At 68.7% G+C, this 24734-nt stretch carries 27 protein-coding genes; 5 read left to right on the top strand and 22 right to left on the bottom strand.

Going from position 1 to position 24734, the window contains the following annotated elements; genetic code table 11:
• Nucleotides 1-46: 46 nt before the first annotated feature.
• The 4 genes from NI2_RS22175 to NI2_RS22160 all read right to left on the bottom strand — a co-directional run bounded on the left by NI2_RS22175 (nucleotide 47) and on the right by NI2_RS22160 (nucleotide 3493).
• Nucleotides 47-1063 (bottom strand): esterase/lipase family protein, encoded by a 1017-nt coding sequence (locus NI2_RS22175; RefSeq protein WP_371851996.1) that lies wholly within the window; start codon nucleotides 1061-1063, stop codon nucleotides 47-49.
• 62 nt (nucleotides 1064-1125) lie between these two features.
• Nucleotides 1126-1803 (bottom strand): PadR family transcriptional regulator, encoded by a 678-nt coding sequence (locus NI2_RS22170; RefSeq protein ID WP_067493635.1) that lies wholly within the window; start codon nucleotides 1801-1803, stop codon nucleotides 1126-1128.
• A 156-nt stretch (nucleotides 1804-1959) separates the two neighbouring features.
• Nucleotides 1960-2757: a thioesterase family protein gene (locus tag NI2_RS22165; RefSeq protein WP_067493855.1), complete on the bottom strand. Its 798-nt coding sequence runs from the start codon at nucleotides 2755-2757 to the stop codon at nucleotides 1960-1962.
• 145 nt (nucleotides 2758-2902) lie between these two features.
• A complete protein-coding gene (locus NI2_RS22160) occupies nucleotides 2903-3493 on the bottom strand; it encodes a TetR/AcrR family transcriptional regulator (RefSeq protein ID WP_067493633.1) in 591 nt (196 codons plus the stop codon).
• A 74-nt stretch (nucleotides 3494-3567) separates the two neighbouring features.
• Between NI2_RS22160 and NI2_RS22155 the strand changes: the two genes are divergently transcribed.
• Complete coding sequence (locus NI2_RS22155; RefSeq protein WP_067493631.1) at nucleotides 3568-4413, top strand: SDR family oxidoreductase; 846 nt, start codon at nucleotides 3568-3570, stop codon at nucleotides 4411-4413.
• A gap of 56 nt (nucleotides 4414-4469) precedes the next feature.
• Here NI2_RS22155 and NI2_RS22150 read toward each other — a convergent pair whose 3' ends face one another.
• The 8 genes from NI2_RS22150 to NI2_RS35260 form a co-directional block, all read right to left on the bottom strand.
• Complete coding sequence (locus NI2_RS22150) at nucleotides 4470-6680, bottom strand: primosomal protein N' (RefSeq protein ID WP_067493629.1); 2211 nt, start codon at nucleotides 6678-6680, stop codon at nucleotides 4470-4472.
• A gap of 14 nt (nucleotides 6681-6694) precedes the next feature.
• Complete coding sequence (metK, locus tag NI2_RS22145; protein WP_084476608.1) at nucleotides 6695-7906, bottom strand: methionine adenosyltransferase; 1212 nt, start codon at nucleotides 7904-7906, stop codon at nucleotides 6695-6697.
• Nucleotides 7907-8074: 168 nt separating this feature from the next.
• Complete coding sequence (coaBC, locus tag NI2_RS22140) at nucleotides 8075-9292, bottom strand: bifunctional phosphopantothenoylcysteine decarboxylase/phosphopantothenate--cysteine ligase CoaBC (protein ID WP_067493625.1); 1218 nt, start codon at nucleotides 9290-9292, stop codon at nucleotides 8075-8077.
• A 28-nt stretch (nucleotides 9293-9320) separates the two neighbouring features.
• The gene (rpoZ, locus tag NI2_RS22135) at nucleotides 9321-9599 is read right to left on the bottom strand and encodes a DNA-directed RNA polymerase subunit omega (protein ID WP_067493623.1); all 279 of its coding nucleotides are present in this window, start codon (nucleotides 9597-9599) and stop codon (nucleotides 9321-9323) included.
• Nucleotides 9600-9626: 27 nt separating this feature from the next.
• A complete protein-coding gene (gmk, locus tag NI2_RS22130; protein ID WP_084476607.1) occupies nucleotides 9627-10220 on the bottom strand; it encodes a guanylate kinase in 594 nt (197 codons plus the stop codon).
• Nucleotides 10220-10540, bottom strand: coding sequence for an integration host factor, actinobacterial type (mihF, locus tag NI2_RS22125; protein ID WP_030203531.1), 321 nt, complete (start codon nucleotides 10538-10540; stop codon nucleotides 10220-10222). Before mihF ends, gmk begins: the two co-directional genes overlap by 1 nt.
• Before the next feature lie 348 nt (nucleotides 10541-10888).
• Nucleotides 10889-11179 carry a hypothetical protein gene (locus tag NI2_RS35265; RefSeq protein WP_243749681.1) on the bottom strand — a complete coding sequence of 97 codons (291 nt, stop codon included), beginning with the start codon at nucleotides 11177-11179 and terminating at the stop codon, nucleotides 10889-10891.
• Nucleotides 11176-11484 carry a TetR/AcrR family transcriptional regulator gene (locus NI2_RS35260; RefSeq protein ID WP_243749682.1) on the bottom strand — a complete coding sequence of 103 codons (309 nt, stop codon included), beginning with the start codon at nucleotides 11482-11484 and terminating at the stop codon, nucleotides 11176-11178. The genes NI2_RS35265 and NI2_RS35260 overlap by 4 nt, the downstream gene beginning before the upstream one ends.
• On the opposite strand from NI2_RS35260, the gene NI2_RS22115 reads away from it, so the two are divergent.
• Nucleotides 11365-11829: a DUF6463 family protein gene (locus NI2_RS22115; protein WP_307657816.1), complete on the top strand. Its 465-nt coding sequence runs from the start codon at nucleotides 11365-11367 to the stop codon at nucleotides 11827-11829. The genes NI2_RS35260 and NI2_RS22115 overlap by 120 nt on opposite strands.
• Before the next feature lie 130 nt (nucleotides 11830-11959).
• Here NI2_RS22115 and pyrF read toward each other — a convergent pair whose 3' ends face one another.
• The 8 genes from pyrF to NI2_RS22075 form a co-directional block, all read right to left on the bottom strand.
• Nucleotides 11960-12781, bottom strand: a complete 822-nt coding sequence (gene pyrF, locus NI2_RS22110; protein ID WP_067493617.1) for an orotidine-5'-phosphate decarboxylase — start codon at nucleotides 12779-12781, stop codon at nucleotides 11960-11962.
• Between the two features lies 1 nt (nucleotide 12782).
• Nucleotides 12783-16145: a carbamoyl-phosphate synthase large subunit gene (gene carB, locus NI2_RS22105; protein WP_067493615.1), complete on the bottom strand. Its 3363-nt coding sequence runs from the start codon at nucleotides 16143-16145 to the stop codon at nucleotides 12783-12785.
• Nucleotides 16145-17260, bottom strand: coding sequence for a glutamine-hydrolyzing carbamoyl-phosphate synthase small subunit (carA, locus tag NI2_RS22100; protein WP_067493613.1), 1116 nt, complete (start codon nucleotides 17258-17260; stop codon nucleotides 16145-16147). The genes carB and carA overlap by 1 nt, the downstream gene beginning before the upstream one ends.
• Entirely contained in the window at nucleotides 17247-17765 is a 519-nt protein-coding gene (locus tag NI2_RS22095) for a PH-like domain-containing protein (protein WP_067493611.1), read from the bottom strand. The genes carA and NI2_RS22095 overlap by 14 nt, the downstream gene beginning before the upstream one ends.
• A gap of 12 nt (nucleotides 17766-17777) precedes the next feature.
• Nucleotides 17778-19076: a dihydroorotase gene (locus tag NI2_RS22090; protein WP_067493608.1), complete on the bottom strand. Its 1299-nt coding sequence runs from the start codon at nucleotides 19074-19076 to the stop codon at nucleotides 17778-17780.
• Nucleotides 19073-20026 (bottom strand): aspartate carbamoyltransferase catalytic subunit, encoded by a 954-nt coding sequence (locus NI2_RS22085; RefSeq protein ID WP_067493606.1) that lies wholly within the window; start codon nucleotides 20024-20026, stop codon nucleotides 19073-19075. The genes NI2_RS22090 and NI2_RS22085 overlap by 4 nt, the downstream gene beginning before the upstream one ends.
• Nucleotides 20023-20619 (bottom strand): bifunctional pyr operon transcriptional regulator/uracil phosphoribosyltransferase PyrR, encoded by a 597-nt coding sequence (pyrR, locus tag NI2_RS22080; protein ID WP_084476606.1) that lies wholly within the window; start codon nucleotides 20617-20619, stop codon nucleotides 20023-20025. The genes NI2_RS22085 and pyrR overlap by 4 nt, the downstream gene beginning before the upstream one ends.
• A 354-nt stretch (nucleotides 20620-20973) precedes the next feature.
• Nucleotides 20974-21597, bottom strand: coding sequence for an SAM-dependent methyltransferase (locus tag NI2_RS22075; protein ID WP_243749683.1), 624 nt, complete (start codon nucleotides 21595-21597; stop codon nucleotides 20974-20976).
• Nucleotides 21598-21653: 56 nt separating this feature from the next.
• Between NI2_RS22075 and NI2_RS22070 the strand changes: the two genes are divergently transcribed.
• The 3 genes from NI2_RS22070 to NI2_RS22060 all read left to right on the top strand — a co-directional run bounded on the left by NI2_RS22070 (nucleotide 21654) and on the right by NI2_RS22060 (nucleotide 23337).
• On the top strand, nucleotides 21654-22211 hold the full coding sequence (locus NI2_RS22070) for a TetR/AcrR family transcriptional regulator (protein ID WP_067493602.1): 558 nt from the start codon (nucleotides 21654-21656) through the stop codon (nucleotides 22209-22211).
• Nucleotides 22212-22262: 51 nt separating this feature from the next.
• Entirely contained in the window at nucleotides 22263-22817 is a 555-nt protein-coding gene (locus NI2_RS22065) for a GNAT family N-acetyltransferase (RefSeq protein WP_084476604.1), read from the top strand.
• Between the two features lie 142 nt (nucleotides 22818-22959).
• Nucleotides 22960-23337, top strand: coding sequence for a hypothetical protein (locus tag NI2_RS22060; protein WP_133733776.1), 378 nt, complete (start codon nucleotides 22960-22962; stop codon nucleotides 23335-23337).
• Nucleotides 23338-23362: 25 nt separating this feature from the next.
• On the opposite strand, the gene NI2_RS22055 is transcribed toward NI2_RS22060, so the two are convergent.
• Entirely contained in the window at nucleotides 23363-24163 is an 801-nt protein-coding gene (locus tag NI2_RS22055; RefSeq protein WP_067493598.1) for a MerR family transcriptional regulator, read from the bottom strand.
• A 7-nt stretch (nucleotides 24164-24170) separates the two neighbouring features.
• Nucleotides 24171-24665, bottom strand: coding sequence for a VOC family protein (locus NI2_RS22050; RefSeq protein WP_067493596.1), 495 nt, complete (start codon nucleotides 24663-24665; stop codon nucleotides 24171-24173).
• Nucleotides 24666-24734: the final 69 nt, after the last annotated feature.

The following is a 24734-nucleotide window of genomic DNA, read 5'->3' as shown; positions in this document are numbered from 1 at the left end:
GTCCCATTCTAGAGACCCGCCGGGGTGGTTCCGACCGGCGCGGCCGTCAGGAGTTGCCTGCGATGATGACCTGCGGGATACCCGTCCCCAGCGGCACCGGCGTGCAGACCGGCGCGGGCCGGGCCGGGTCGAGCACCCGCAGCAGCAGTTGCTGCACGAACGGGTCGTAGACGAGGTTGAAATGCCCGGTCAGGTCGTCGGGGCACAGGTCCTGGAGGACGAGGTTCTCCGCGCCCGGCCCGCGCAGGGCGATGTTCTCGAACGGCTGGATCATCTCGTCGACTCGGCTGCCGACAGTGACGTAACGGACACCGGGCACGGTGTCGCCGCCTGCGTTCAGTTCGACCATGATCGGCTCGCCCTGCGCCTGCTGGACGGCGGCGGTGGAGGTCACCTTCGCGTACACGTCCATCATGCCCGGCACCGCCTGACCGACCGGAACGAGGCCGTACATGACGCCGCCGTAGCTCGGGGAGGCGAGCCCCACCCAGGTGTTCACCACGTCGGCGCCGCCGAGCTTGTTGACGTAGTACCGGCTGACATTGGCCCCCTGCGAGAAACCGACGAGGTCGACCTCGGCCGCCCCGGTCGCGGCGCGCACCTGTTCGACGAAGGCGGCGAGCTGGACGAAACTGACGCGCATGTCCTCGGTGCCGTAGGTGTCGGCGCCGGGCGCACCACCGTAGTTCAGCGCGAACACGCAGAAGCCTGCCGCGACGAGTTGCGGGCCGATACCCGACCAGTCGGAGTAGGCACTCGAATCGGTACCGTGGACGAGCACGACCGGGCGCGGGTGCTCGGCGCTCGGCTCACAGCCGAAGTTGTTGACGCCCAGGGGAACCGCGTCGGGATGGTCGCTGATGTAGCGGGCGGCGGCCAGGTGGTCGGGCTGCGCCGGACCCGGTTGGCTCGGGACGATTGCCGGACGGTAGCCCGGCGGTTCGGCGGTGGCGATCGGGGCGAGTGCCACCCCGATCACCGCCGCGCAGGCGAGCGCCGTCCGCGACGCCACCCTTCCCCATTGTGATGATCCCCAACCCCACAGACCTCGCGGTTGTTCCATACCCCAATGATTTACTCCATTGCCTGGGCAAACGCACCTCGAAAGGGGGGTTCACGCCGCCCTCATTTATCGGGGGTTGCGTCACCGGTCGCGGCGATGTCGTCCTCGGCGAGGATCCGGTACAGCGCCCGCCGGGTCTCGGTGAGCACCTCGGCCGCTCGCGCGGCTTGTTCCGGGGTACCGACCTGGGCGACCTGACCGACCGCACCCATCACCTGGCCGACGAGGCCACGCAGATCGAGCGCCTGAGCGCCGACGTCCTGCCGGACCTCCGCCCAGGGATCGCCGAGCTCGTCGCGCTCGGTCTCGACATAGGCCTTGCCCGCCTCGGTGAGTTGCGCGGTTTTGCGCCCGGCCACCTTCTCGATGAGGACCAGTCCCTCGTCCTCGAGCTGGGCCAATGCCGGGTAGATGGAACCCGGGCTCGGACGCCAGATGTCGTCGCTGCGCTCGCGGATCTGCTGGATCAGTTCGTAGCCGTGCATGGGTCGCTCGGCGAGCAGCAACAGGACGGCGGCGCGGACGTCACCGCGCCTGCCCCGGCCGCCGCGACCGCGTCCCCGGCCGAAGCCCGGGCCGAAACCGGGACCGAATCCCGGGCCGAAGCCGGGTCCGAATTCCGGGCCGTGACCGTGGCGGCCACCGCGCCGGAAGTGCCTGCGGTCGGGCCCGAATTCCGGGTGCCCCTGCCCGCGTCCTCGCTCGAAGTGTCCGAATTCTCTTTGTCGATCGTCGTGCATAACAGCCTCCTCGGCGTGTTCTTTTCTAGTTGACGTTATCGACGATATATCGGCAATGCATCTAGCGCAAGGGTGTTCTTGCTGTGCGCCGCCGCACGGCAGCACCGGATCACCCCTCCCCGCGAGTGCGGTGGGGTTGCGGAAAAGGTGAGCGAACTACTCGGCGGCCACCGCGACCGGCTTGCTCTCCGTGGTCGAAGGCGAGCGTCGGCGGTCGTTGCTGATGGCGGTGATCGTGGCGGTACCGAGTTTGCCCCGGCGGTCGTAGAGGACGGCACTGCTCACCGCGACGCCTGCCCGCGAGGTGTGATCGAGGGCTTGCAGACCGAGCTCCACCCCCTCGGGCAGGCGCGAGAGACTGAGGGTCATGTCGGCGTTGATGTAGCCGACACCGTGCGAACCCCAGTGGCAGACGAGATTGGTGAGGTCACCGCTGGCGGCGGCGCGCTGGAAGGGCGAGAAGGGCTGACCGGCGACAAGGGTCGGCAGGTTGTTCCAGGTGACCTTGCGTTCCGCGTCGCGGGCGGTGCGGAAATCGGTGAGCCAGTCGCCCGCACCGGATTTGAACAGCGGTGCGGCGCCGCCCGGCTCGTCGATGCGCTGCTCGGGAACGGGTAGTTCCAGATCGGGCTGCCAGACGGTGCCGGGCGGGTCGTCGGTGGCCGCGAGGAAGGTGACGGTGGCGCGGGAGCGCGTCTGCCCCTGCTGCACGAGCCGGACATCGGCGACCTTGATGCGGTTGCCGTCGCGCACCACTTCGCTGTGCAGCGAGATCGGGTCGGTCGTCACCTGCTGGAACAGGTCGACAGTGAACCTGGCCGGCACGAAACCTTCGCCAGGACTGTGTTTCTCGGCCTCCACCGCGAGCAGGCCGCACACCGCGACACCGTGCAGCTGATTGGGCGACCAGCGGCTGATCGCCACTTCCGTCGGCACGTACTCACCGTCGGACATCCTGAAGAACTCCACCACGGTCCTCTCCGCAGGCCCGCCGCACGTCATCGGGCAGGGTCATCCGGTCATACCACAGCACCGTCGCCGCCCCCGACCTCGGCGGCCACGAACCGGACAGAAACGACCGGTCCGCGCCCGGGTCTGATCAGCCCCGACCGGCGACCTCATCGATCCACCGCTTGAGCCGTTCACCCTCGGTAGCCATCAGGTCAGGATCGCGAAATGTGTTGGTGATCAAGGAAATTCCTTGATAGGCCGCGACAAAGGCCACCGCGAGTTCCGCCGCGTCGGGCCTGCCGAGTTCGGTGAATTGATCGCGCGCCCAATCGATCAGGAGGCTCATCAGCCGCGCCGGTTCACCCCCGAAACCGTCGGGTCGCTTGTCGAGTTCGGCGGCGAGCGAGCCGGTCGGACAACCGAAACGGGCGGCGAGGTCACGCTGGTCCACCCACGAGTCGACCATCGCCTTCAACCGCTCGGCCGGTCCGGGCAACGGCGCGAGCTTCGCGACCACCTCGGCCAGCGTGCTCGCATGAGTCTCGATGACGGCGTGGACGAACTGATCCTTGGTCTTGAAGTAGTAGTAGACGTTGCCGACCGGGACGTCGGCCGCGGTGGCGATATCGGCGATGGTGGTCTTCTCGATGCCCTGCTCGTAGAACACTCGCGCGGCCGCCTCGACGAGACGTTCTCGCTTCCCCGCTCTCGGGGCAACTCGCGTTTTTGAGTCAGTCACGCAACTAACTATAGACACGGTGGCGATCCCGGTGCTACGTTCGTTTTAGTCAGCTAACTAACTCAGGAGTGAGAATGATCGTTGTCACCGGTGCGACCGGCAATATCGGACGTCAGCTTGTCGAGGTACTGCACTCGGCGGGAGAAGCGGTTCGTGCCGTGTCGCGCGGAACCACGCCCGTCGACCTGCCCGCAGGCGTCGAGCATGTCGTCGCCGATCTCGGCGACCTCGACAGCCTCCCCCCCGCTCTCGCCGGTGCGGACGCGCTGTTCCTGCTCATCACGGGTGAGCAGCTGATGAGCGGACCGGAGCCGGAACAGGTGCTGAAGACGGCGTCGGCGGCCGGTGTGCGCCGGGTGGTTTTCGTGTCCTCCCAAGGCGCGGTCACCCGCCCCGATTCCGCCGGGTACGCGCGAACGATCGCCTTCGAGCAGGCCCTCGCGGCCTCCGACCTCGAATGGACCGCCCTGCGGCCGGGCGCGTTCAACTCCAACACCTTCGCCTGGCTGGAATCCGTTCGCACCGCCCGCACGGTCGCGGCTCCCTTCGGCGATGTCGGCCTGCCCTCGGTCGATCCCGCCGATATCGCCGCCGTCGCGGCCGCGGCTCTGCGCGAGGACGGCCACTCCGGAAACGCCTACACCCTCACCGGCCCCGCCGTGGTGAGTCCACGGGAACAGACGGCCGCCCTCGCCGCGTCGATCGAAGAGCCGATCACCTTCCTCGAACTGACACCCGAAGAGGCGAAACAGAACATGCTGCACTTCATGCCCGAACCGGTCGCCGACCACACCCTCACCATCCTCGGCACACCCACTTCCGAGGAGCAGCAGGTCAGCACCGATATCGAACGGGTCCTCGGTCGCCCGGCCACGTCCTACGCCCAGTGGGCGCAGCGGCACGCCGCGATGTTCCGCTGACCCCCTCGCCCGGGCCCCAGCCGACGTCGACCCGACCGACGGGAGGGCCTGGCGGATCAGCCGATGTCGACCGGATCGATCTGGACTCGGAGTGGGGCGTCGGAGCGGTGGGAGCTGCGGACGCCCTGGGCGGCGGTGAGCGCGCGCGCCAGGGGGATTCCGGCGGAGCGGGGCACGCGCAGGAGCATGCGTTCCACTTCGGCGGGTTCGTCGGCGCCGGAGAACGGTTTGCGGGCCGTGGGTGGGAGGGGGACGGGGCCGAGGATCTCCACCTGGTCGGGTAGTCGGGCGGCCTCGAGCAATTCGGCGATCGACTCGGTGGTTCCGTCGACGGCGGCCATGCGAACGGCTGGGGGGAAGCCCACCTCGGCGCGGGCCTCGAGTTCGGCGGCGGCGTGGTTGACCGGGTCCCAGCGGACCAGGGCCTGCACGGTGGGCAGGGACGGTTCGGCCATCACGATCACCTGACCACGGGGGCGGACCATGGCGGCGGCGCCCATCCAGCGGCGCAGGGTGTCCTCGGCGGCACGCAGGTCGGCGCGACCCAGCAGGGCCCAGCCGTCGAGGAGCAGGGCCACGCCGTATCCGCCGCGCACCACGGGCTCGGCGCCGACGGTCGCGACCACCACCTGGGCGCCCGGCTCCACGGTGTCGAGCATGTCGCCGCCCCCGGATGTCCGGATCGGCACACCGGGGAAGGCCCGGCCCAGTTCCTCCGCGGTGCGGGCCGCGCCGATCACCATCGCCCGCAGCGCGCGCGCCCCGCACGCCTGGCAGCGGAACGCGGCCTCCGTGATGCCGCACCATTTGCAGTGCGGACTGGCTGCTTCACCATTGCTCGAATGCGGTAATGCCAAGGGGCCGTTGCAATGCCGACACCGGGCGGGGGTTCGGCATTTGGCACACGCCAACGACGGCACATATCCGCGTCGGGGCACCTGAACCAGTACCGCCGCGTTCTCCTTGATCGCGGCCCGGGCGGCGGTGAAGGCCACGCCGGGGATACGCACGGCCCTGGCCAGCGCGTCACGTTCCAGCGCGAAATCGCTGTCGCCGGGGGCGCTGATGCGTGGCATCACTGCGCGCAAGGTCGCACGCTCGGCGAGAAGGTCATGGGCCCAACCGGTTTCGACCACGGCCTGGATCTCGGCGGTGCGTGCGAAACCGGCGGCCACGAAGGCGGCGCCGGTCTCATGGGCGCGCAGCATCGCGACCTCCCGCGCGTGCGGATACGGTGCGCGCGGTTCGGCGTAGGTGTCGTCACCGTCGTCCCAGATGGCGATCAGTCCGAGGTCACGCACCGGCGCGAACACCGCCGCTCGCGTGCCGACCACGATCCGCGCCTGCCCCCGCAACACCGACAGCCATCGCCGGTACCGCGCCGCTGGGCCCAACCCCGCGGACAACCCGACCGCCGAATCCCCCACCAGCCGAACACATTCCGCGAGCAGCCGATCCAGATCCCGCTGATCCGGCACCATCAACACCACCCCGCGCCCAGCCGCGACCACCGTCGCCGCCAACTCGGCCAACCGAGCCGCCCAGTCCTCCCCCGGCATCGCCTGCCACGCCGCCCGCGGCCCCTTCCCCTGCCGCAACGCCGCCACGAACGCCCCACCGTGCAGATACCGCGCCCAGGCCGACACATCGACATCCACTGCCGGTTCCGCTGTGGCTGAATCGGATTCGGCCACGTCGGCCGTAGCTCCAGTCGTCCCGCCGCCGAAACCTGCCTCTACGCCGGTGAAACCGGCCCCACCAGCGGGGCCCCCAGCCACCACAGAACCAGCTTCGATGCCGGCGGAAGCCTCTGTGTCAGCAGTAGAAGAGTCCGCGTCCTCAGTGCGCGTTTCTTCCTCGCGGGCGGCGGACTTCTTCGGGGTGGTGGCCGAACCGCTCGCTTCGGTGCGGGCGTGGCGGGGTGGGATGGCCAGGCGAAGGACGTCGGCGCGGGTGCCTACGTAGCGGGCGGCGACGGTGGTGGCCAGGCGCAGGATTTCGGGGGTGAGGACGCGTTCCGGGGAGACCACGCGTTCGAGCTTCACCATTTTTCCGGTGTGCTCGGTGGACGAAAGGCGTTGCAGGAGATAGCCGTCGACGAGGCGGCCGGCGAAGCGGACGCGCACGCGTACGCCGGGCTGGGCGATCTCGTCCAGTTCGGGCGGAACGAGGTAGTCGAAGTCGCGGTCCAGGTGCGCGGGCGACAGCAGCGGGAGTACCCGGGCGATCGGGTGTCCCGCTGCTGTCGATGGTTCGTCCGCGGTCACGCGGGCCGTGGGTACTACAGGCCGACGGCCGCGCGCAGCTTGTCGGCGCGGTCCGTGTGCTCCCAGGGCAGGTCGACATCGGTGCGGCCGAAGTGACCGTAGGCCGCGGTCGGCGCGTAGATCGGGCGCAGCAGGTCGAGATCGCGGATGATCGCGCCCGGACGCAGGTCGAACACCTCGGAGATGGCGGTGGAGATGCGGGTCGGGTCGACCTTCTCGGTGCCGAAGGTCTCGACGAACAGACCGACCGGCGCCGCCTTGCCGATGGCGTAGGCGACCTGCACCTCGACACGGTCGGCCAGACCGGCGGCCACCACGTTCTTGGCGACCCAGCGCATGGCGTAGGCGGCCGAACGGTCGACCTTCGACGGGTCCTTGCCGGAGAACGCGCCACCACCGTGGCGGGCCATGCCGCCGTAGGTGTCGACGATGATCTTGCGGCCGGTCAGACCGGCGTCGCCCATCGGGCCACCGAGCACGAACTTGCCGGTCGGGTTGACCAGCAGGCGGATGTCGGAGGTGTCGAGCGACGGGATCTCCAGATCGGCGATGACCGCCTCGACGACCTTCTCGCGGATATCGGGGGCCAGCAGGTTGTCCAGGTCGATGTCGGCGGCGTGCTGGGTGGAGATGACGACCGTGTCGAGGCGGACCGGGCGGTCACCGTCGTATTCGATGGTGACCTGGGTCTTGCCGTCGGGACGCAGGTAGGGCAGCACGCCGGACTTGCGGACCTCGGTGAGCTTGCGCGAGAGCCGGTGCGCGAGCGCGATCGGCAGCGGCATCAGCTCGGGGGTGTCGGTGGTGGCGTAGCCGAACATCAGGCCCTGGTCGCCCGCGCCCTGGCGTTCGATCTCGTCGTCGGACCCGCCGACGCGGGCCTCGTGCGAGGTGTCGACACCCTGGGCGATATCGGGCGACTGGGCGCCGATCGCGATGTTGACACCGCAGGAGTTGCCGTCGAAACCCTTTGCGGAGGAGTCGTATCCGATCTCGAGGACCTTCTCGCGCACGATCCGCGGGATATCGGCGTAGGCCGACGTGGTCACCTCGCCCGCGACATGGACCTGGCCGGTGGTGACCAGGGTTTCCACCGCGACGCGGCTGCCCGGATCCTCGGCGAGCAATGCGTCGAGGATGGAATCGCTGATCGCGTCACAGATCTTGTCCGGATGGCCCTCGGTCACAGACTCACTGGTGAATAGCCGACTACCTGTCGTACGCACAGTTATTCCCTCTCCCTCAACGGGTTACTTCTCTTCAGACTATTCCAAACCACCGACAAGGTGGCGGGTTAGGACAAGCCACACCACGAACACACCCGTGCGCGGTACACTGCGCGAGATCGTTGCGGCGCAACGGTTTTCGCGCACGAAACGGCGGGTTTTACCCGGTCAGCGCAGCAGCGGGACGAGCGCGTCGAGCACCCGGCTGGCCAGCAGCGCCTTGGAACCGTGATCGAGTGCCACCTCGGTGCCGTCGGCCCCGAGCAGCCATCCGTCGTTGGTGTCGACCTCGAACGCCTTGCCCTCACCCACCGCGTTGACCACGAGCAGGTCGCAGCCCTTGCGGGCCAGTTTCGCGCGGGCATGGGTGAGCACGTCACCGTTGTCGTCCCCGGTCTCGGCGGCGAAACCGACGATCGCGGTGCCGTCGAGTCTGCCCTCGGTGCGGGCGTCGACCAGACCGGCGAGGATGTCGGCGTTCTTGGTCAACGGGATCACGTCGGGTTCGTCGGCGCCCTTCTTGATCTTCGCTGCCGCCACGTGGGTCGGACGGAAATCGGCGACCGCGGCGGCCATGACGACCGCATCGGCGCCGACGGCGTGCTTGTCGACGGCCGTCTTGAGCTGTTCGGCGGTGGTGATGTGGACCAGCTCGACCGCGGCGGGCGGGGCGAGCTCGATGGTGTTGCCCGCGATCAGCGTCACCTGGGCGCCACGCTGGGCCGCGACCCTGGCCAGGGCGTAACCCTGCTTACCGGAGCTGCGGTTGCCGAGGAAACGCACCGGGTCGAGGGGTTCCCTCGTCCCACCTGCGGTGATCACCACGCGGCGACCGGTCAGGTCGCGGGGCAGTGCGTCGGCGCGCTCGAGCAGCAGCGAGGCCAGACCGAAGATCTCCTCCGGTTCCGGCAACCGTCCCGGCCCCGTGTCGGTACCGGTGAGCCGGCCCGACGCGGGTTCCATGACGGTGGCGCCGTGCGCGCGCAGCGTCGCGACATTGGCCACCGTCGCCGGATGCTCCCACATCTCGGTGTGCATCGCGGGCGCGAACAACACCGGACATCGGGCCGTCAGCAAGGTGGCGGTGAGCAGATCGTCGGCGCGCCCCTGGGCGGCGCGGGCCATCAGATCCGCGGTGGCGGGGGCGATGACGACGAGATCGGCCTCCTGGCCGATCCGCACATGCGGCACCTCGGGCACGTCGGTGAACACGTCCGTGTGCACCGGCTGACCGGACAGCGCCTCGAAGGTCGCCTTGCCGACGAACTGCAGCGCGGCCTCGGTGGGAATGACCCGCACCTGATGCCCGGTCTCGGTGAAACGGCGAACGAGGGCACACGCCTTGTAAGCGGCGATGCCCCCGCCGACCCCGACGACGATCCGCATGGTCTTTACGCCTCCCGGCTGGGGATTGTCACTCGCCCTCGGTGTGTTCGAGCAGGTCGGAGTGGATTTCGCGCATGGCGACCGACAGCGGCTTCTCCTGCAGGCCCGGCTCGACGAGCGGGCCGACGTACTCGAGGATGCCGTCACCGAGCTGGTTGTAGTAGTCGTTGATCTGCCGGGCGCGCTTGGCCGCGTAGATCACGAGGGCGTACTTGGACGAGGTGCGCTCGAGCAGCTCATCGATCGGCGGGTTGGTCAGGCCGATGGGAGTGTCGTACGCGGGTGCAGCGGTGATGTCCGTGCTCACTAGGGGAGGCTCCTGCGGTTTAGTGGGTCAAGAACTCGAATTTGTGCTAACGAACAAGGATACCAACTGCTCGCAGGCGGTCGTCACCTCGGCGTTCACAATGACCGTGTCGAACTCGTCACGTGCGGCCAATTCGACCCGGGCGGTCTCGAGCCTGCGCTCGATCACCTCGGGGGTCTCGGTACCGCGTGAACGCAGCCGCGAGACCAGTTCTTCCCAGCTCGGCGGGGCGAGAAACACCAGCAGCGCTTCCGGCATCGCCTGCCGGACCGACCGCGCACCGGCCAGGTCGACTTCGAGCAGTACCGATCGTCCGGCGTCCAGCGCCTCACGCACCGGCGCCGCGGGGGTGCCCGATCGCTGCAACCCCCCATGGATGTCCGCCCATTCGAGCAGTTCGCCCGCCTCGATCATGGCGTCGAAATCGGCTCGGGAAACGAAGCGGTAGTCGCGTCCGTCGACCTCGCCGGGGCGCGGGGCCCTGGTGGTGGCCGAGACGCTGAAAACCAGCTCGGGCAGACGTTCCCGCACGCACCGCACGACCGTGGACTTGCCGACGGCCGAGGGGCCGACCAGTACAACCAGTCGGCCCTTCCGCGTGTGTTGTTCGACCACCTGGATCAGGAGTCGAAGTCGAAGCGAGCCAGCAGCGCCTTGCGCTGACGGTCGCCCAGGCCACGGAGACGCCGGGTGGGGGCGATCTCCAGCTCGGTCATGATCTCGGCGGCCTTGACCTTGCCCACCTTCGGCAGAGCCTCGAGCAGCGCCGACACCTTCATCTTGCCGAGGATCTCGTCGGATTCGGCGTCGGTGAGGACCTGCTTCAGGTTGGTGCCGCCTCGCTTCAGGCGCTCCTTGAGCTCTGCCCGAGCGCGGCGAGCGGCAGCCGCCTTCTCCAGAGCAGCGGCGCGCTGCTCGTCAGTCAGCTGGGGAAGGGCCACGGGTTCCTCCGTCTCATCGTTCATTGCTAGATCTACCGCCGGTTACCCGGACGGTCTGTGCGACCGTACCCACGGTGCCCGCCGATTGCGAACCCGACCCCCAGGTCAGGGGCGGATTACGGATGCCGTATGGCGCGCGCGGGCATGATGCGGCGAGGTCGGATTCCCGCCATCCGATCGTACCGCCGAATTTCGTAAACACGTCTGGACCTGCGGTTATACCGTTTTGGGCGATGTTAGCCACCGGGTAGCGTGAGCACGGTCGGCCGGTCCGGCAAACCCGGTGCGGCGCGACCAGCGACTTTCCCGAATTTGTGCGCGTGTCGCACGTTTTCGTACCGCGTGTCGTCACTTGCGGGCGCGAAACCGGTCCAGCACGGCTCCCGCGGCGGTCGCGGTCACGTCGTCGATCCAGCCCGGAATCGGGGCGGCTCGGGCGATGTAATCGCGAACCAATCCGTACGGAATCGCCTTCACCGCCGCTTCGGCGATCGCCCGGGACTCGTCGTCGACTACCCCGAATTCGGTCGATACGGCGGCCAGCAGCGCGGCCTGCATCTCGTCGTTGACGCCCGCGATCGCTGTCCGCAACTCCTCGGGCCCCACATCGAGCAATTCTTCCCGATGGAACATCTTCATCGCCCTGGCCTCGGTGGGGTGCTCACGGCAGTAGCGAGGCAGGAAGACGGCCGCCGACAGCAGCGGCTGCGGCCCGCGCAGCGCGGCGACGAAACGAAACCCTCGTGGAAGCGCCGGATCGAACGCAGCCACAACCGGGCGAGGAGTTCGTCACGTGAGGCGAAACGCACGTAGATGGAGCCGGAGTGCACGCTCGCGGCCTTGCCGATGGCGGCGATCGACGGCCGGGCGACCGCCGGGTCGGCAAGCAGGTCACGGGCGGCGTCGAGCACCTGATCGTCGGTGAAGAGACGGGGTCTTGCCACCGCGTCAGCCTAGTGGGGGGTCGGCTCGCCGGAGCGTCGTTGATCTTCATCGCGGGGGTGCACACGGTCATGGGCATCGCACTGCTGGCGGCGGGCGATCAGGACACGGAGCTGTCGTTCTGGTTCACCCTGTTCGGCGTGGTCGGCGTCGGCCTCGGCTTGGCCATGATCGACCTGGAGCGCGCGCACGGGTTCGTGCCCGCGCCGGTGCTCGGCACGCTGGCGCTGGTGACGGCGTGCGGGCTGATCTACCAACCGCTGTCGGGGTTCGTCACCTTGCTCGTCCCGGTCGGGGTCGGCGCGTTCGGTTGGTGGCGGGCCAGGAACGCCCTCGTCGCCACCTGAGCGTGTCGATCCACCCGGACCACCCGGAACTCGAAAACAATTGCGCCAGAGGCCATTTCGGCACCCTTACGGGGTACGACAACGGAGCCGGAGCGGCTCGCACGCCACTCCGGCTCCGTCACAGCAGATATCAGGCCTGCAGGAAGGCGAACTCCTCCTGCAGCTGAGCGGTCTTGTCGCACAGCGCCGTCACCGACGGGCCCGCGTTGAGCACCTCACGCGACACATTCGGGACCACCGCCGACAGGTTCGCCCCGGGGACGAGCGCGCGGATCGAGTCCGCTCCCCCGCCCTGGGCGCCCACTCCCGGCATGAGGATGGGCCCGTTGAACTTCGACAGGTCGGGCGCCTCGGTGAGCGTGGCGCCGACGACCACACCGACGGAGCCGAATCCGTCGCCCGTGTTGCGTGCGGCGGCCTCGTCGACCATCGTCTGCGCGATCGTTCGCCCGTCGGCCGCGGTGATCCGCTGCAGCTGCGCCCCTTCGGGATTCGAGGTCGCCGCCAGGACGAACACGCCACGATTGTTGGCCTCGGCCAGGCTAAGTGCCGGGTCGAGCGACCCGAAACCGAGGTACGGCGAGACCGTCACTGCGTCGGAACCGAGCGGCCCGTCACCGAGCCAGGCGTGCGCGTAGGCGTCCATGGTGGAGCCGATGTCGCCCCGCTTGGCGTCGGCGAGCACCAGGGTGCCCGAGGCGCGCAGCACCGAGATGGTGCGTTCCAGGACCGCGATGCCGCCGGAGCCGTAGGTCTCGAAGAACGCGACCTGCGGCTTCACCAGGGCGACGCGACCGTCGAAGGCCTCGACACAGATCTCGGCGAACGCCTCGAGCCCGTCGACGTCCTCGGTGAGCCCCCACGCCCGCAGCAGGGCGGGGTGGGGGTCGATGCCGACGCACACCGGACCGAACTGCCGCATGGCGTGCTGCAACCGGTGACCGAATGCCATGTCAGCCACGCAGTTTCGAGTGCAGTTCCTGCAGCGAACGCACCCCGAGACCACCGTTGATGCCCGCCTCGATGCCCTGCACCGCGGCCGCCGCGCCCTGCACGGTGGTGATGCACGGGATGTTCGCGCCCACCGCGGCGGTGCGGATCTCGTAGCCGTCCACCCGGGGGCCCGAGTTGCCGTAGGGGGTGTTGAACACGATGTCGATCTCGCCGTCGCGGATCTGCTCCACGATGGAGGCCTCCGGCATTCCGGTGACCGGATCGGTGGTCGCCGGGTCGGAGTGCTTGCGCACCTGTTCGCACGGAATGCCGTTGCGACGCAGGGTTTCCGCAGTGCCCGCCGTGGCGAGGATACGGAAGCCGAAGTCGTGCAGGCGCTTGATCGGGAACACCATGGCGCGCTTGTCGCGGTTGGCGACCGACACGAACACCGTGCCCTCGGTGGGCAACGAGCCGTAGGCGGCGGCCTGGCTCTTGGCGAAGGCGGTGCCGAAGTCGGCGTCGATGCCCATCACCTCGCCGGTGGACTTCATCTCCGGGGAGAGCAGCGAGTCCACGCCGGAGCCGTCGGCGCGACGGAACCGGTGGAAGGGCAGCACGGCTTCCTTCACCGCGACCGGCGCGTCGAGCGGCACGTGACCGCCGTCGCCCTCGGGCGGCAGCATGCCTTCCTTGCGTAGCTCGGCGATGGTGGCGCCGAGCATCACCCGGGCGCACGCCTTGGCCAGCGGCACCGCGGTGGCCTTGGACACGAACGGGACCGTCCGGCTGGCGCGCGGGTTGGCCTCGAGGACGTAGAGCACGTCGTCCTTGAGGGCGTACTGCACATTGAGCAGGCCCTTCACGCCGATGCCCTTTGCCAGCGCGACGGTGGAGCGGCGCACGGCCTCGATGTCACTGCGGCCCAAGGTGATCGGGGGCAGCGCGCAGGCGGAGTCACCGGAGTGGATGCCCGCTTCCTCGATGTGTTCCATCACGCCGCCGAGGTAGACCTCCTCGCCGTCGCACAGGGCGTCGACGTCGATCTCGATGGCGTCTTCCAGGAACCGGTCGACAAGCACCGGGTGGTCCGGGTTGAGTTCGGTGGCGCGGGAGATGTAACCCTCGAGCGACTTCTCGTCGTAGACGATCTCCATGCCGCGCCCGCCGAGCACGTAGGACGGGCGGACCAGCACCGGGTAGCCGATCTCGGCGGCGATCTTCTTGGCCTGCTCGACCGTGGTGGCGGTGCCGTACTTGGGGGCGGGCAGGCCGGCGGCGACGAGCACGTCACCGAACTCGCCGCGGTCCTCGGCCAGGTCGATCGCGGCCGCGGACGTGCCGACCACCGGGACACCGGCATCGGTGAGCCGCTGCGCCAGACCGAGGGGGGTCTGGCCGCCGAGCTGCACGATGACACCGGCGACGGTGCCCGATTCCGACTCCGCGTGGTACACCTCGAGCACGTCTTCGAAGGTCAGCGGCTCGAAGTAGAGGCGGTCGGCGGTGTCGTAGTCGGTGGAGACGGTCTCGGGGTTGCAGTTGACCATCACGGTCTCGTACCCGGCGGCCGAGAGTGTCTGCGCCGCATGGACACACGAGTAGTCGAACTCGATGCCCTGACCGATGCGGTTCGGGCCGGAGCCGAGGATGATGACCTTGTCGCGCTCACGCTGCGGCGCGACCTCGGACTCCGCGCCGGGATCCAGCTCGTAGGAGCTGTAGTGGTACGGGGTCTTGGCCTCGAACTCGGCGGCGCAGGTGTCGACGGTCTTGTACACCGGACGCACACCGAGGCGGTGACGCAGCGAGCGCACGCCCGCTTCACCGGCGAGCTCGGGTCGCAGGGCGGCGAGCTGGCGGTCCGACAGGCCGTAGTGCTTGGCCTGACGCAGCAGGTCTTCGTCGAGAACGGGCGCGTCGAGCACCTTTTGGCGCAGCTCGACCAGGGCGGCGACCTCGGCGACGAACCAGGGGTCCACACCGGAGGCGGCGGCGACTTCCTCGATCGAGGCGCCGTAGCGCAAGGCCCGTTCCACCTGGTAGATGCGGCCTTCGGTAGGCACGCGCAGGTCGGCGAGGATGGCGTCGATGGCCTCACGCACCGAGGCCGGATCGCTGGGATCCTTGGTCGCCCACTGCCCGTCCTCGGCGGTCCAGAAGCTGGCCGCCTTGGTCTCGAGCGAGCGCAGCACCTTGCCGAGCGCCTCGGAGAAGTTGCGGCCCATCGACATCGCCTCGCCCACCGACTTCATGGTGGTGGTCAGCGTGGCGTCGGCGCCGGGGAACTTCTCGAACGCGAACCGCGGCGCCTTCACGACGACGTAGTCCAGGGTCGGCTCGAAGCAGGCCGGGGTCTCGCCGGTGATGTCGTTGACGATCTCGTCGAGGGTATAGCCGATGGCCAGCTTGGCGGCGATCTTGGCGATCGGGAAGCCGGTGGCCTTCGACGCCAGCGCCGAGGAGCGCGAGACGCGGGGGTTCATCTCGATGACGATCAGGCGACCGTCCTTCGGGTCCACCGCGAACTGGATGTTGCAGCCGCCGGTGTCGACGCCGACCTCACGCAGGATGGCGATACCCAGATCGCGCATCTTCTGGTACTCGCGGTCGGTGAGCGTCATCGCGGGGGCGACGGTCATCGAGTCGCCCGTGTGCACGCCCATCGGGTCGACGTTCTCGATCGAGCAGACGATGACCACGTTGTCGCGGCCGTCGCGCATGAGCTCGAGCTCGAATTCCTTCCAGCCGAGGATGGACTCCTCGATCAGGACGTTCGCCGTCGGCGAGGCCGACAGGCCGCCACCGGCGATGCGGTCGAGGTCTTGCTCGTTGTAGGCCATGCCCGAGCCGAGGCCACCCATGGTGAAAGAGGGGCGAACGACCACCGGGTAGCCGAGTTCGGCGACGGTGGCGCGCACCTCGTCCATCGTGTAACAGACGGCGCTGCGGGCACTCTCACCGCCGACCTTGGCGACGATGTCCTTGAACTTCTGCCGGTCCTCGCCGCGCTGGATGGCGTCGAAGTCGGCGCCGATCAGCTCGACGTTGTACTTGGCCAGCACCCCGTTCTCGTGCAGCGCGACCGCGGTGTTGAGCGCGGTCTGCCCGCCGAGGGTGGCCAGGATCGCGTCGGGGCGTTCCTTCTCGATGACCTTCTCGACGAATTCCGGGGTGATCGGCTCCACGTAGGTGGAGTCGGCGAACTCGGGGTCGGTCATGATGGTCGCCGGGTTGGAGTTCACCAGCGACACGCGCAGTCCCTCGGACCGCAGCACCCGGCACGCCTGGGTACCGGAGTAGTCGAATTCGCACGCCTGGCCGATCACGATCGGGCCAGAGCCGATCACCAGGATGTGCTTCAGATCCTCGCGGCGAGGCATCAGGCTCCTTCCATGAGACCGGCGAAACGGTCGAACAGATATGCGGCGTCGTGCGGGCCTGCGGCGGCCTCGGGGTGGTACTGCACCGAGAAGGCGCGACCGTCGATCAGTCGCACACCCTCGACGGTGCCGTCGTTGGCGCAGACGTGGGAGACCTCGGCCTTGCCGAAGGGCGTGTCGAACTGCTCGCCCTTCTCGCCCTCCAGGGCGAAGCCGTGGTTCTGCGCGGTGATGGAGATGCGGCCGGTGCCCGCTTCGACGACCGGGATGTTGATACCCCGGTGGCCGAACTTCATCTTGTAGGTCTCGCGGCCCAGTGCCCGGCCCAGGATCTGGTTGCCGAAGCAGATGCCGAACAGCGGGATTCCGCGCTCGAGCACACCCTGGGTGAGCGCGATCGCGCCGGTCTGGGTGGCCGGGTCGCCGGGGCCGTTCGAGAGGAACACACCGTTGGGGTTCAGCGCGAGGATGTCGTCGAGGGAGGTGTTCGACGGCACCACGTGGGTGCGCACACCGCGCTCGGCGAACATGCGCGGGGTGTTGGTCTTGATGCCGAGGTCGACCGCGACGACGGTGAAGCGGTGGTCGCCCACCGGCTCGATGGTGTACATGCCGTCGGTGCTGACCTCTTCGGCCAGGTCCGCGCCGAGCATGGACGGCTGACCGTTCACGCGGGCGAGCAGTTCCTCGTCGCCGGCGAGGGCGGCACCGGAGAAGATGCCCGCCTTCATCGACCCGCGGGTGCGCAGGTGGCGCACGACCGCGCGGGTGTCGATGCCTGCGATGCCGACCACGTTCTGCTTGTCGAGCTGATCCTGCAGCGTGCCGGTGGCGCGCCAGTTCGACGAGATCGTCGAGGGGTCGCGCACGGCGTAGCCGGCGACCCAGATCTTGCCGGACTCGTCGTCCTCGTCGTTCCAGCCCGTGTTGCCGATCTGCGGGGCGGTGGCCACCACGATCTGGCGGTCGTAGCTGGGATCGGTGAGGGTCTCCTGGTACCCGGTCATCGCGGTGCAGAACACCGCTTCACCCAGGGTCTGCCCCTCGGCGCCGAAGGCCGTACCGCGGAACACGCGGCCGTCCTCCAGCACAAGGGCTGCCTTAACTTTCGTCATTCGTCTCGTCTCCCGTCGTCACCCTGGTCGCATCCGCGGTCCATGCCGGGTACACCGTCTTGTCGTCGCCCCGGAATCCGGTATCGATCTCGGTTCCGGTCGGCAGTGTCCAGCGAATTACCAGCACACCATTGTCCGTCATCACTTTGCCCGCGTGTCCGCGCTCGGTGCGCACGGCCGTCACGGATTCCTGCGGAATCCAGATCGGCGTCGCCCCGTCACGTTCGAGCAGGATCCCGCGTTCGAACCGCGTCAGTTCGGCGGTCGCGCGGAACCCCAGGTCACCGACCGCGATCCGGTTCTGCCAGCTGGGTGCGAAGGTGCTGCCCAGGTACAGACCGGTGGTCGGCTCCAGCAGTTGCGCACCCAGTTCGGCGGGCACGGTCGGCAGGTCACCGATCTGCGACTGCTGGCTCGCGGCTTTCTTCTGCCAGGCCCGGTACATCAGCCACAGGCACAGTACGAATACCGCCAGCAGCCCGACTACCCACAGCGTTCTCTCCACGTCCTGGCCTCCCTAGATCCCGACCGCCTTGCCCTCGCGGGCAGTTACCCGGCCGCGCAGCACGGTGGCTGTGACCTCGGCCGGGAACGTCATGTCCTCGAACGGCGTGTTGTTCGAGATGCTCGCCAGTTCGGCGCCGCGCACCGTCCACTCGGCGTCGGGGTCGATGAGTGTGAGGTTGGCGGGTTCGCCGACGGCGATCGGGCGGCCGTGGTCGTCGAGTCCGACGATCGCGGCGGGCTTCTCGCTCATCACCTTCGCGACACCGCGCCAGTCGAGCAGACCCGGCTGCACCATCGTCTGCACGATGATCGACAGGGCCGTCTCGAGGCCGAGCATGCCGGGGCGCGCCACCGCGAACTCGCAGCACTTGTCCTGTTCGGCGTGCGGGGCGTGATCGGTGGCGACACAGTCGATGATTCCGTCGGCCAGGGCCTGACGCAGCGCGGCGGCGTCGGAGGCCTCGCGCAGCGGCGGATTCACCTTGTTGACCGCGTCGTAGGTCTCGAGGCGCGAGTCGTCGAGCAGCAGGTGGTGCGGGGTCACCTCGGCGGTGATCGAGATCCCCTGGGACTTGGCCCATTTCACCAGCTCGACGGTGCCCGCGGTGGAGGCGTGGCAGATGTGCACGCGGGCACCGGCGTCGCGAGCGAGCAGGGCGTCACGCGCGACGATCGACTCCTCGGCGGCCCGCGGCCAGCCGGCCAGACCGAGCCGGGCGGCGTTCGGACCCTCGTGCGCGACGGCGCCCTTGGTCAGGCGCGGCTCCTCGGCATGCTGGGCGATCAGGACACCGAGCGAATTCGCGTACTCGAGCGCGCGCCGCATGATGAGCGGGTCGTAGACGCAGTGCCCGTCGTCGGAGAACATCCGGACCTGGCCGACACCGGCGGCCATGGTGCCCATCTCCGCGAGCTGCTTGCCTTCCAGGCCGACCGTCACCGCGCCGACGGGGAACACATCGACCAGGCCGACCTCCTGGCCGCGTCGCCACACGTGATCGGTGATGACATGCGAATCCGCGACCGGACTGGTGTTGGCCATGGCGAACACGGCGGTATACCCGCCGAGAGCGGCCGCGGCGGAACCGGTTTCGATGGTCTCGGTGTCTTCGCGGCCGGGTTCGCGCAGGTGGGTGTGCAGGTCGACGAAGCCGGGCAGCAGGATCTGGCCGTTGCCCTCGATGATCTCGGCGTCGTCGGCGGCCGTGAGACCGGAACCGATCTCGGCGATGACGGTGCCGCGCACGAGCACGTCGACCGCTTCACCCTCACCGTAGGGCTTGACGTTCTTGATGAGCAGCTCTGTCATACCGTTTCCTCCTGGCCGACGAGCAGCCGGAACAGCACGGCCATCCGCATGTGCACACCATTGGAAACCTGCTGCAGCACAGCGGCTTTCGGTGAGTCCGCGACGGCCGAGGCGATTTCCATGCCGCGCAGCATCGGACCGGGGTGCAGGACCACCGCGTCGTCGTCGAGCAGCGCGAGCCTGCGCTCGGACAATCCGTAGTTGATCGAGTATTCGCGGGCCGACGGGAAGAACCCGCCGTTCATCCGCTCCGCCTGCACGCGCAGCATCATCACCGCGTCGGCGCCGGGCAGTTCGGCATCGAGGGAAGTCGCGACCCGGCAGGGCCAGGCGTCGACCCCGACCGGCAGCAGCGTGCGCGGCGCGACCAGCACCACTTCGGCGCCGAGAGTGTTGAGCAGCACGACGTTGGACCGGGCGACCCGGCTGTGCAGGATGTCGCCGACCAGCACCACCCGCTTGCCCTCGATGTCGCCGAGGCGCTGACGCAGGGTCAGCGCGTCGAGCAGCGCCTGGGTGGGGTGCTGGTGGGTACCGTCGCCCGCGTTGATGATCGACGGGGCCTGCCGGTTCTCCTCGCGGGCCCACTGTTCCATCCAGCGCGCGATCTGGTGCGCCGCGCCCGAGGCGGGGTGGCGCACGATCAGCGCGTCGGCGCCCGCCGCGTGCAGGGTGAGCGCGGTGTCGCGCAGCGATTCGCCCTTGGAGACCGACGAACTCGACGCGCTCACATTGATCACGTCGGCGCTCATCCACTTACCGGCGACCTCGAAGGAGACGCGGGTGCGGGTGGAGTTCTCGTAGAACACCGTCATCACGGTGCGCCCGCGCAGGGTCGGCAGCTTCTTCACTTCGCGGCCGAGCAGGGCCTGTTCGAAGCGTTCGGCTTCGTCGAGCAGTTCGGTGGCGGCGGCGCGATCCAGGTCGGCGACGGTCAGCAGGTGCTTCATTTCGCCTCCTGATGCAGGTAGACGCCGTCGTGGCCGTCGTGTTCGGTGAGCAGGACCGAGATGTCCTCGGCGCGCGAGGTCGGCACGTTCTTGCCCACGTAGTCGGCGCGGATCGGCAGTTCGCGGTGTCCTCGGTCGATGAGGACCGCCAGCTGCACGGCGCGGGGGCGACCGAGGTCGCGCAGGCCGTCGAGGGCGCTGCGGACGGTGCGCCCGGAGAACAGCACGTCGTCGACGAGGACGACGAGGGCGTTCTCGATGCCGCCGTCGGGCACCGAGGTGCGTTCCAGCGGACGGTGCGGACGGCTGCGCAGGTCGTCGCGGTAGAGGGTGATGTCGAGCGAGCCGAGCGCCGGCCGGACGCCGGAGAACTCCTCGATCTTGTCCGCCAGCCGGTTGGCCAGGGTGGTGCCGCGCGTAGGGATTCCCATGAGAACCACCCGCGGTGCGTCGGCGTCGCCGGAATCCAGGGCGGTCTTCTCGATGATCTGGTGCGCGATGCGCGCTACGGTGCGTTGCACATCCGACGGCGACAACAGCTCCCGCCCGGCCGCCACCCATTCCGGGGTGTGCCGCTGCGATGTTTCGCTCACCAGTCCACCTCGCTGGCGCTCGGCGGCCAGGTGCGCGATGCGCGCTGCGTTGTTGGTTCGCTCGCACGCTCGCTCACGCCGGTTTTGGCCGCCCGTTCGGGCACAGCCATGCCGACCTCCTTCCCCGCCTCACCGGACGGTCCGTTAAAGGATGTCTCACTCGCCCGTCAGCCTATCAGCGCCCGCCGCCCCCTTTGACCAGGTAGGGCCGCCTGTGAGCACGGCCACGACCGGCCACCGCGGCGCACTGCTGCGCCGACGATCACAGCGGCGCCGAAAGTCCTGCGAGCGAGGGCGTTTCGTGGTGCGTGACCTGGGTGCATGTCGGTCCGTTATCCGTGTCACGCGGGAGCGCTACTCCCGCACGGCGTGGACGACGCCGACGTGTGGGTCGTGCACCGCGACCTCTCGTCCGAGCGGAGCGATCATGTCGTCCCAGGCACGGAACTCGGTTCGCCATCCGTGGTCGACGAGCCACTGCGGGCCGGGCCGGTCGCCGTCGGACAGTGGAGCCGCGGCGTCCTCGTCACCGGACACGAGTCTGCGCAGTTCGACGTAGTGCGGTGCGTCGTCGTCGACGGTGAATCGGCTGAGACCGAATCTGCTGCCCGGCGCCGAGAGGCCCGTGAGCGTTGCGACGGCTCGCCGATGATCGGCCGCGGGAAGATAGGGAAGCGCGCCCTCATCGATCCACACTGTCGGCTGGTCGGGCCGAAAGCCTGTGTCCCGCAACCGTGATGCCCACGCTTCGCGTAGATCGATCGGGAGGATGTGCCGGCGGGTCGTCGGTATGGCGCCCGTCGCGCGCAGTACAGCTTCTTTGAAGGAGAACAGCGCGGGAAGGTCGAGTTCGTACACGGTGACATCGGCGCGCAGCCCCAGGTGATAGGCCCGGGTGTCCAGACCGGCGCCGAGCAGGACGAGCTGGCGGCATCCGGCGGCGACCGCGTCGGCGACCTGATCGTCGACGAGACGCACGCCGATACCTGGCGACGGTAGGCTCCTCCTAGCCGGTCGTCAAGCAAAGGAATTCCGTGGACGGACGTCGTAGCGACACCAAGGACCGCATCCGCGCTGTGGCGATGGAGTTGTTCGCCGAGCGCGGCTACGAGAAGACCTCGCTGCGGGAGATCGCCGAGCGGCTCGGTGTCACGAAAGCCGCGCTGTACTACCACTTCCGGACCAAGGAAGACATCGTCGTCAGCCTCTCCGACGACCTGCGACGCGGCATCGACGACATCGTGGGCTGGGCCGAACAAGCCCCGGCCGGCCAGGAACGGGCTGAGCAGATTCTGCGCCGCTACAGTGCCCTGCTGCACAGTCTCGGCCGCGATATGGTGCGGTTCTGGCACGAGAATCAGCCCGCGTTCCGCGATCTCGGGTTCGGCGCGGGCCTGCGCTACCAATTCCGCGTGCTCGCCGACCTCATGACGGACCCCGATCGGGCACCGCTGGATGTCTACTACGCCCGGCAGGCGCTCCTGGCGATCAGCTGGAGTGTGTCGATGATGGGTGATCTGGATCTGCCCGACGACCAGATGGCTGCTGCCGCCACCGATATCGCCCTCGGAATCCTCCACCGCCTCTCCTGACCTCGGCGAAAACGCTTTGACGTGGCGCTCCGGGTCCGGCGATTATCGACTATGGGAATCGACGTCGCGGCGACGCCGCCGGAGCGTATCGACATGGGTGATCTGGTCGTGCGCCGGTGGCGACTGGAGGACGTTGACAGCCGGTTGGCCGCGCTCATCGATTCGCACGAGCACCTGCACCGGTGGATGGCGTGGGCGGCGGAACCACCCACGCGGGAGGATCAGCGGCTTTCCATCGAGATCTCGAGTACACGGTGGCCGACTCCGGGCGGCGGGTATCTGTACGGAATCTTCGCTGCGCCAGGCGAAGTCGCCGGTGGTATCGGGCTGCACGACCGGGTGGCGGCCGGAGCACTGGAAATCGGGTATTGGTGTCACGTCGCCCATACCGGTCGCGGCGTGATCACGCGGGCGGCGCGCGCGCTCACCGCCGCCGCTCTCGCGCTCCCCCACATCGAGCGCGTCGAAATCCGTTGCGACGCGGCCAATGTCCGCAGCGCGGCAGTGCCTCGCAGGCTCGGTTATCACCTGGTCGAGACCGGTCTGCGCGCGGCCGAGGCTCCGGGGGATTCCGGTCGCTATCAGGTCTGGGTGACCACCGCATAGGGCTCGTGACGCGCGTTCTCGACGAAACTGCGCGCCACGGCCGAAGCCGTCCGCCGGAATACGACACGTTTACGGAAGTGGTCGTCCGCCAGTACCGGACATGCTTGCACGACTTCAGGTAGGCGAAACGGAGGAGCGCAAGGTGGGCGCAGGCATCGTCGCGACGCTGCTGGTCGGCGTCGGAATTCTGCACATCGTGCCGGGTGTGGTCGCGTTGTCGCCGCGACGGGCGAGCATCGCCTATGGCACCGAGGTCACAGACAAGGATCTGGAGCTTCTCCTGCGTCATCGCGCGGTGTTGCTCGCGACGGTGGGGTTCGGATTGATCATCGGCGCTGTGGTTCCTGCCGCCAGGACTGTCACGCTCACGGCCGCAATCGTCAGCACCGCTAAGTTTCTCGTGCTCACCGTGGTGATCGGGCCGGGCGAACTCAACGCTCGAACCCTTCGGGTGGCCCGTGCCGACGTGATCGCACTGGTGGCGCTGATAGGCGCCGGTCTGGTCGTCCTCGCGAATTGAACACACCGCCCTGTGAAGACGGCAGTCAACTCCAGGTCGCGGTGGCTGGGTCGATGCCGTTGGCTCGGGCGTTGGCGTCGATGACGGCGCACAGCCAGCGGGTCAGGCCGGGTGCGAGGGAGTCGTAGAAGCCGGTGTAGCCGGGATCGGTGCGGTAGGTGCGGGCCAGGCAGACGTGCATGGCGTGGGTGCAGTCGAAATAGACCGCGAGGGAGTCGCGGTGGCGTTCGGCGAGGGTGGCGGCTTCCGGGCTGCCCGGTGTGACACCGTGGCGCAGCGCCGCGGCGAGGTCGGTGTGCAGGGCGGACAGGTCGTCGGAGATCTTGCGCCAGTCCTCGGGCGTGCGGTCGGCGACGCGTTCGGCGTACTGCGCCCACTGCGGGGTCTCGCCCCAGCGGTCGCGGGCCTGCTCGACCCACGCCGGTTCCCATCCGTCGCCGAAGATCGCGACCTGGTCCTCGGCGGGGAGCAGGATGCCCGACTCGCGTGCCTCGATCAGCCGATCCACCGCATCGGCCATCCCGCGTAGCCGATGGATGCGGGCCTCGAGTTCGGCGCGCTGCTCGCGCAGGGTGCTGAGAGCGTCGGCGGTCCGTGCGTCCAGCAGGCCCGCGATGTCGTCGAGGGGTACGCCGAGTTCGCGGTAGACCAGCACACGGTGGGCGCGCGCCACCTCGGCCGCGCTGTAGAGCCGGTACCCGCCGGGGCTGCGCTCCGACGGGCAGACCAACCCGATCGCATCCCAGTGATGCAGGGTGCGGGTGGTGACACCGAGCAGCCGCGCCGTGGCGCCGACGGTGTGTGGCGAGGTGGTCACGACCACCATTGTGCCGTCAGGGCCCCTCGATCCCCATCGACCGCAGGTGCTCGGCCGCCGGGCTGTCCGGGTCGTACGGGCGGGCCGCGGTCATCACCACACGCGTGTGCTCCGGAGTCACCACCTCGAGTTCCATCGAATTCCACGGCATCACCCGTGGGCCGACCGTGCACCCCGGCACCGCGCGCTCGCACGCCGCGGCGATGCCGTCGATCTCATCGAGCACGCAGGAGAAACTCACCGTGAGCCCACCCGGTCCTTCCGCCTGCGCCCCCGGCACGAGAAGCACATCCTGAAACGCCCACCGCCGCAGGTGCGTCACCTGCCCCGGCGCGGTGAAGAAGTCGAAGAACCCGAGCCCCTCCACCCAGAATTCCACCGACTTCGCGATATCGGCACACGGCACGATCACGAACATCGGCATCCCGTAGATGCCGCGGAACGGCTGCGGCGCAACAGCATCTGGACCGGGAACGGGCACCGGACTCATCTCGAAAGCTGGAAAGTTCATACGAGCGATCGTCGAGCCTGACGTTACGTGAGGGTCAAGTCTGCCGCGTCGAGCCCACCGAAGTCCCCG

The sequence above is a fragment of the Nocardia ignorata NBRC 108230 genome (genome assembly GCF_001612905.1).
In the GTDB taxonomy this organism is placed as follows: Bacteria; Actinomycetota; Actinomycetes; order Mycobacteriales; family Mycobacteriaceae; genus Nocardia; species Nocardia ignorata.
This window is presented reverse-complemented; position numbering and strand designations above follow the sequence as displayed.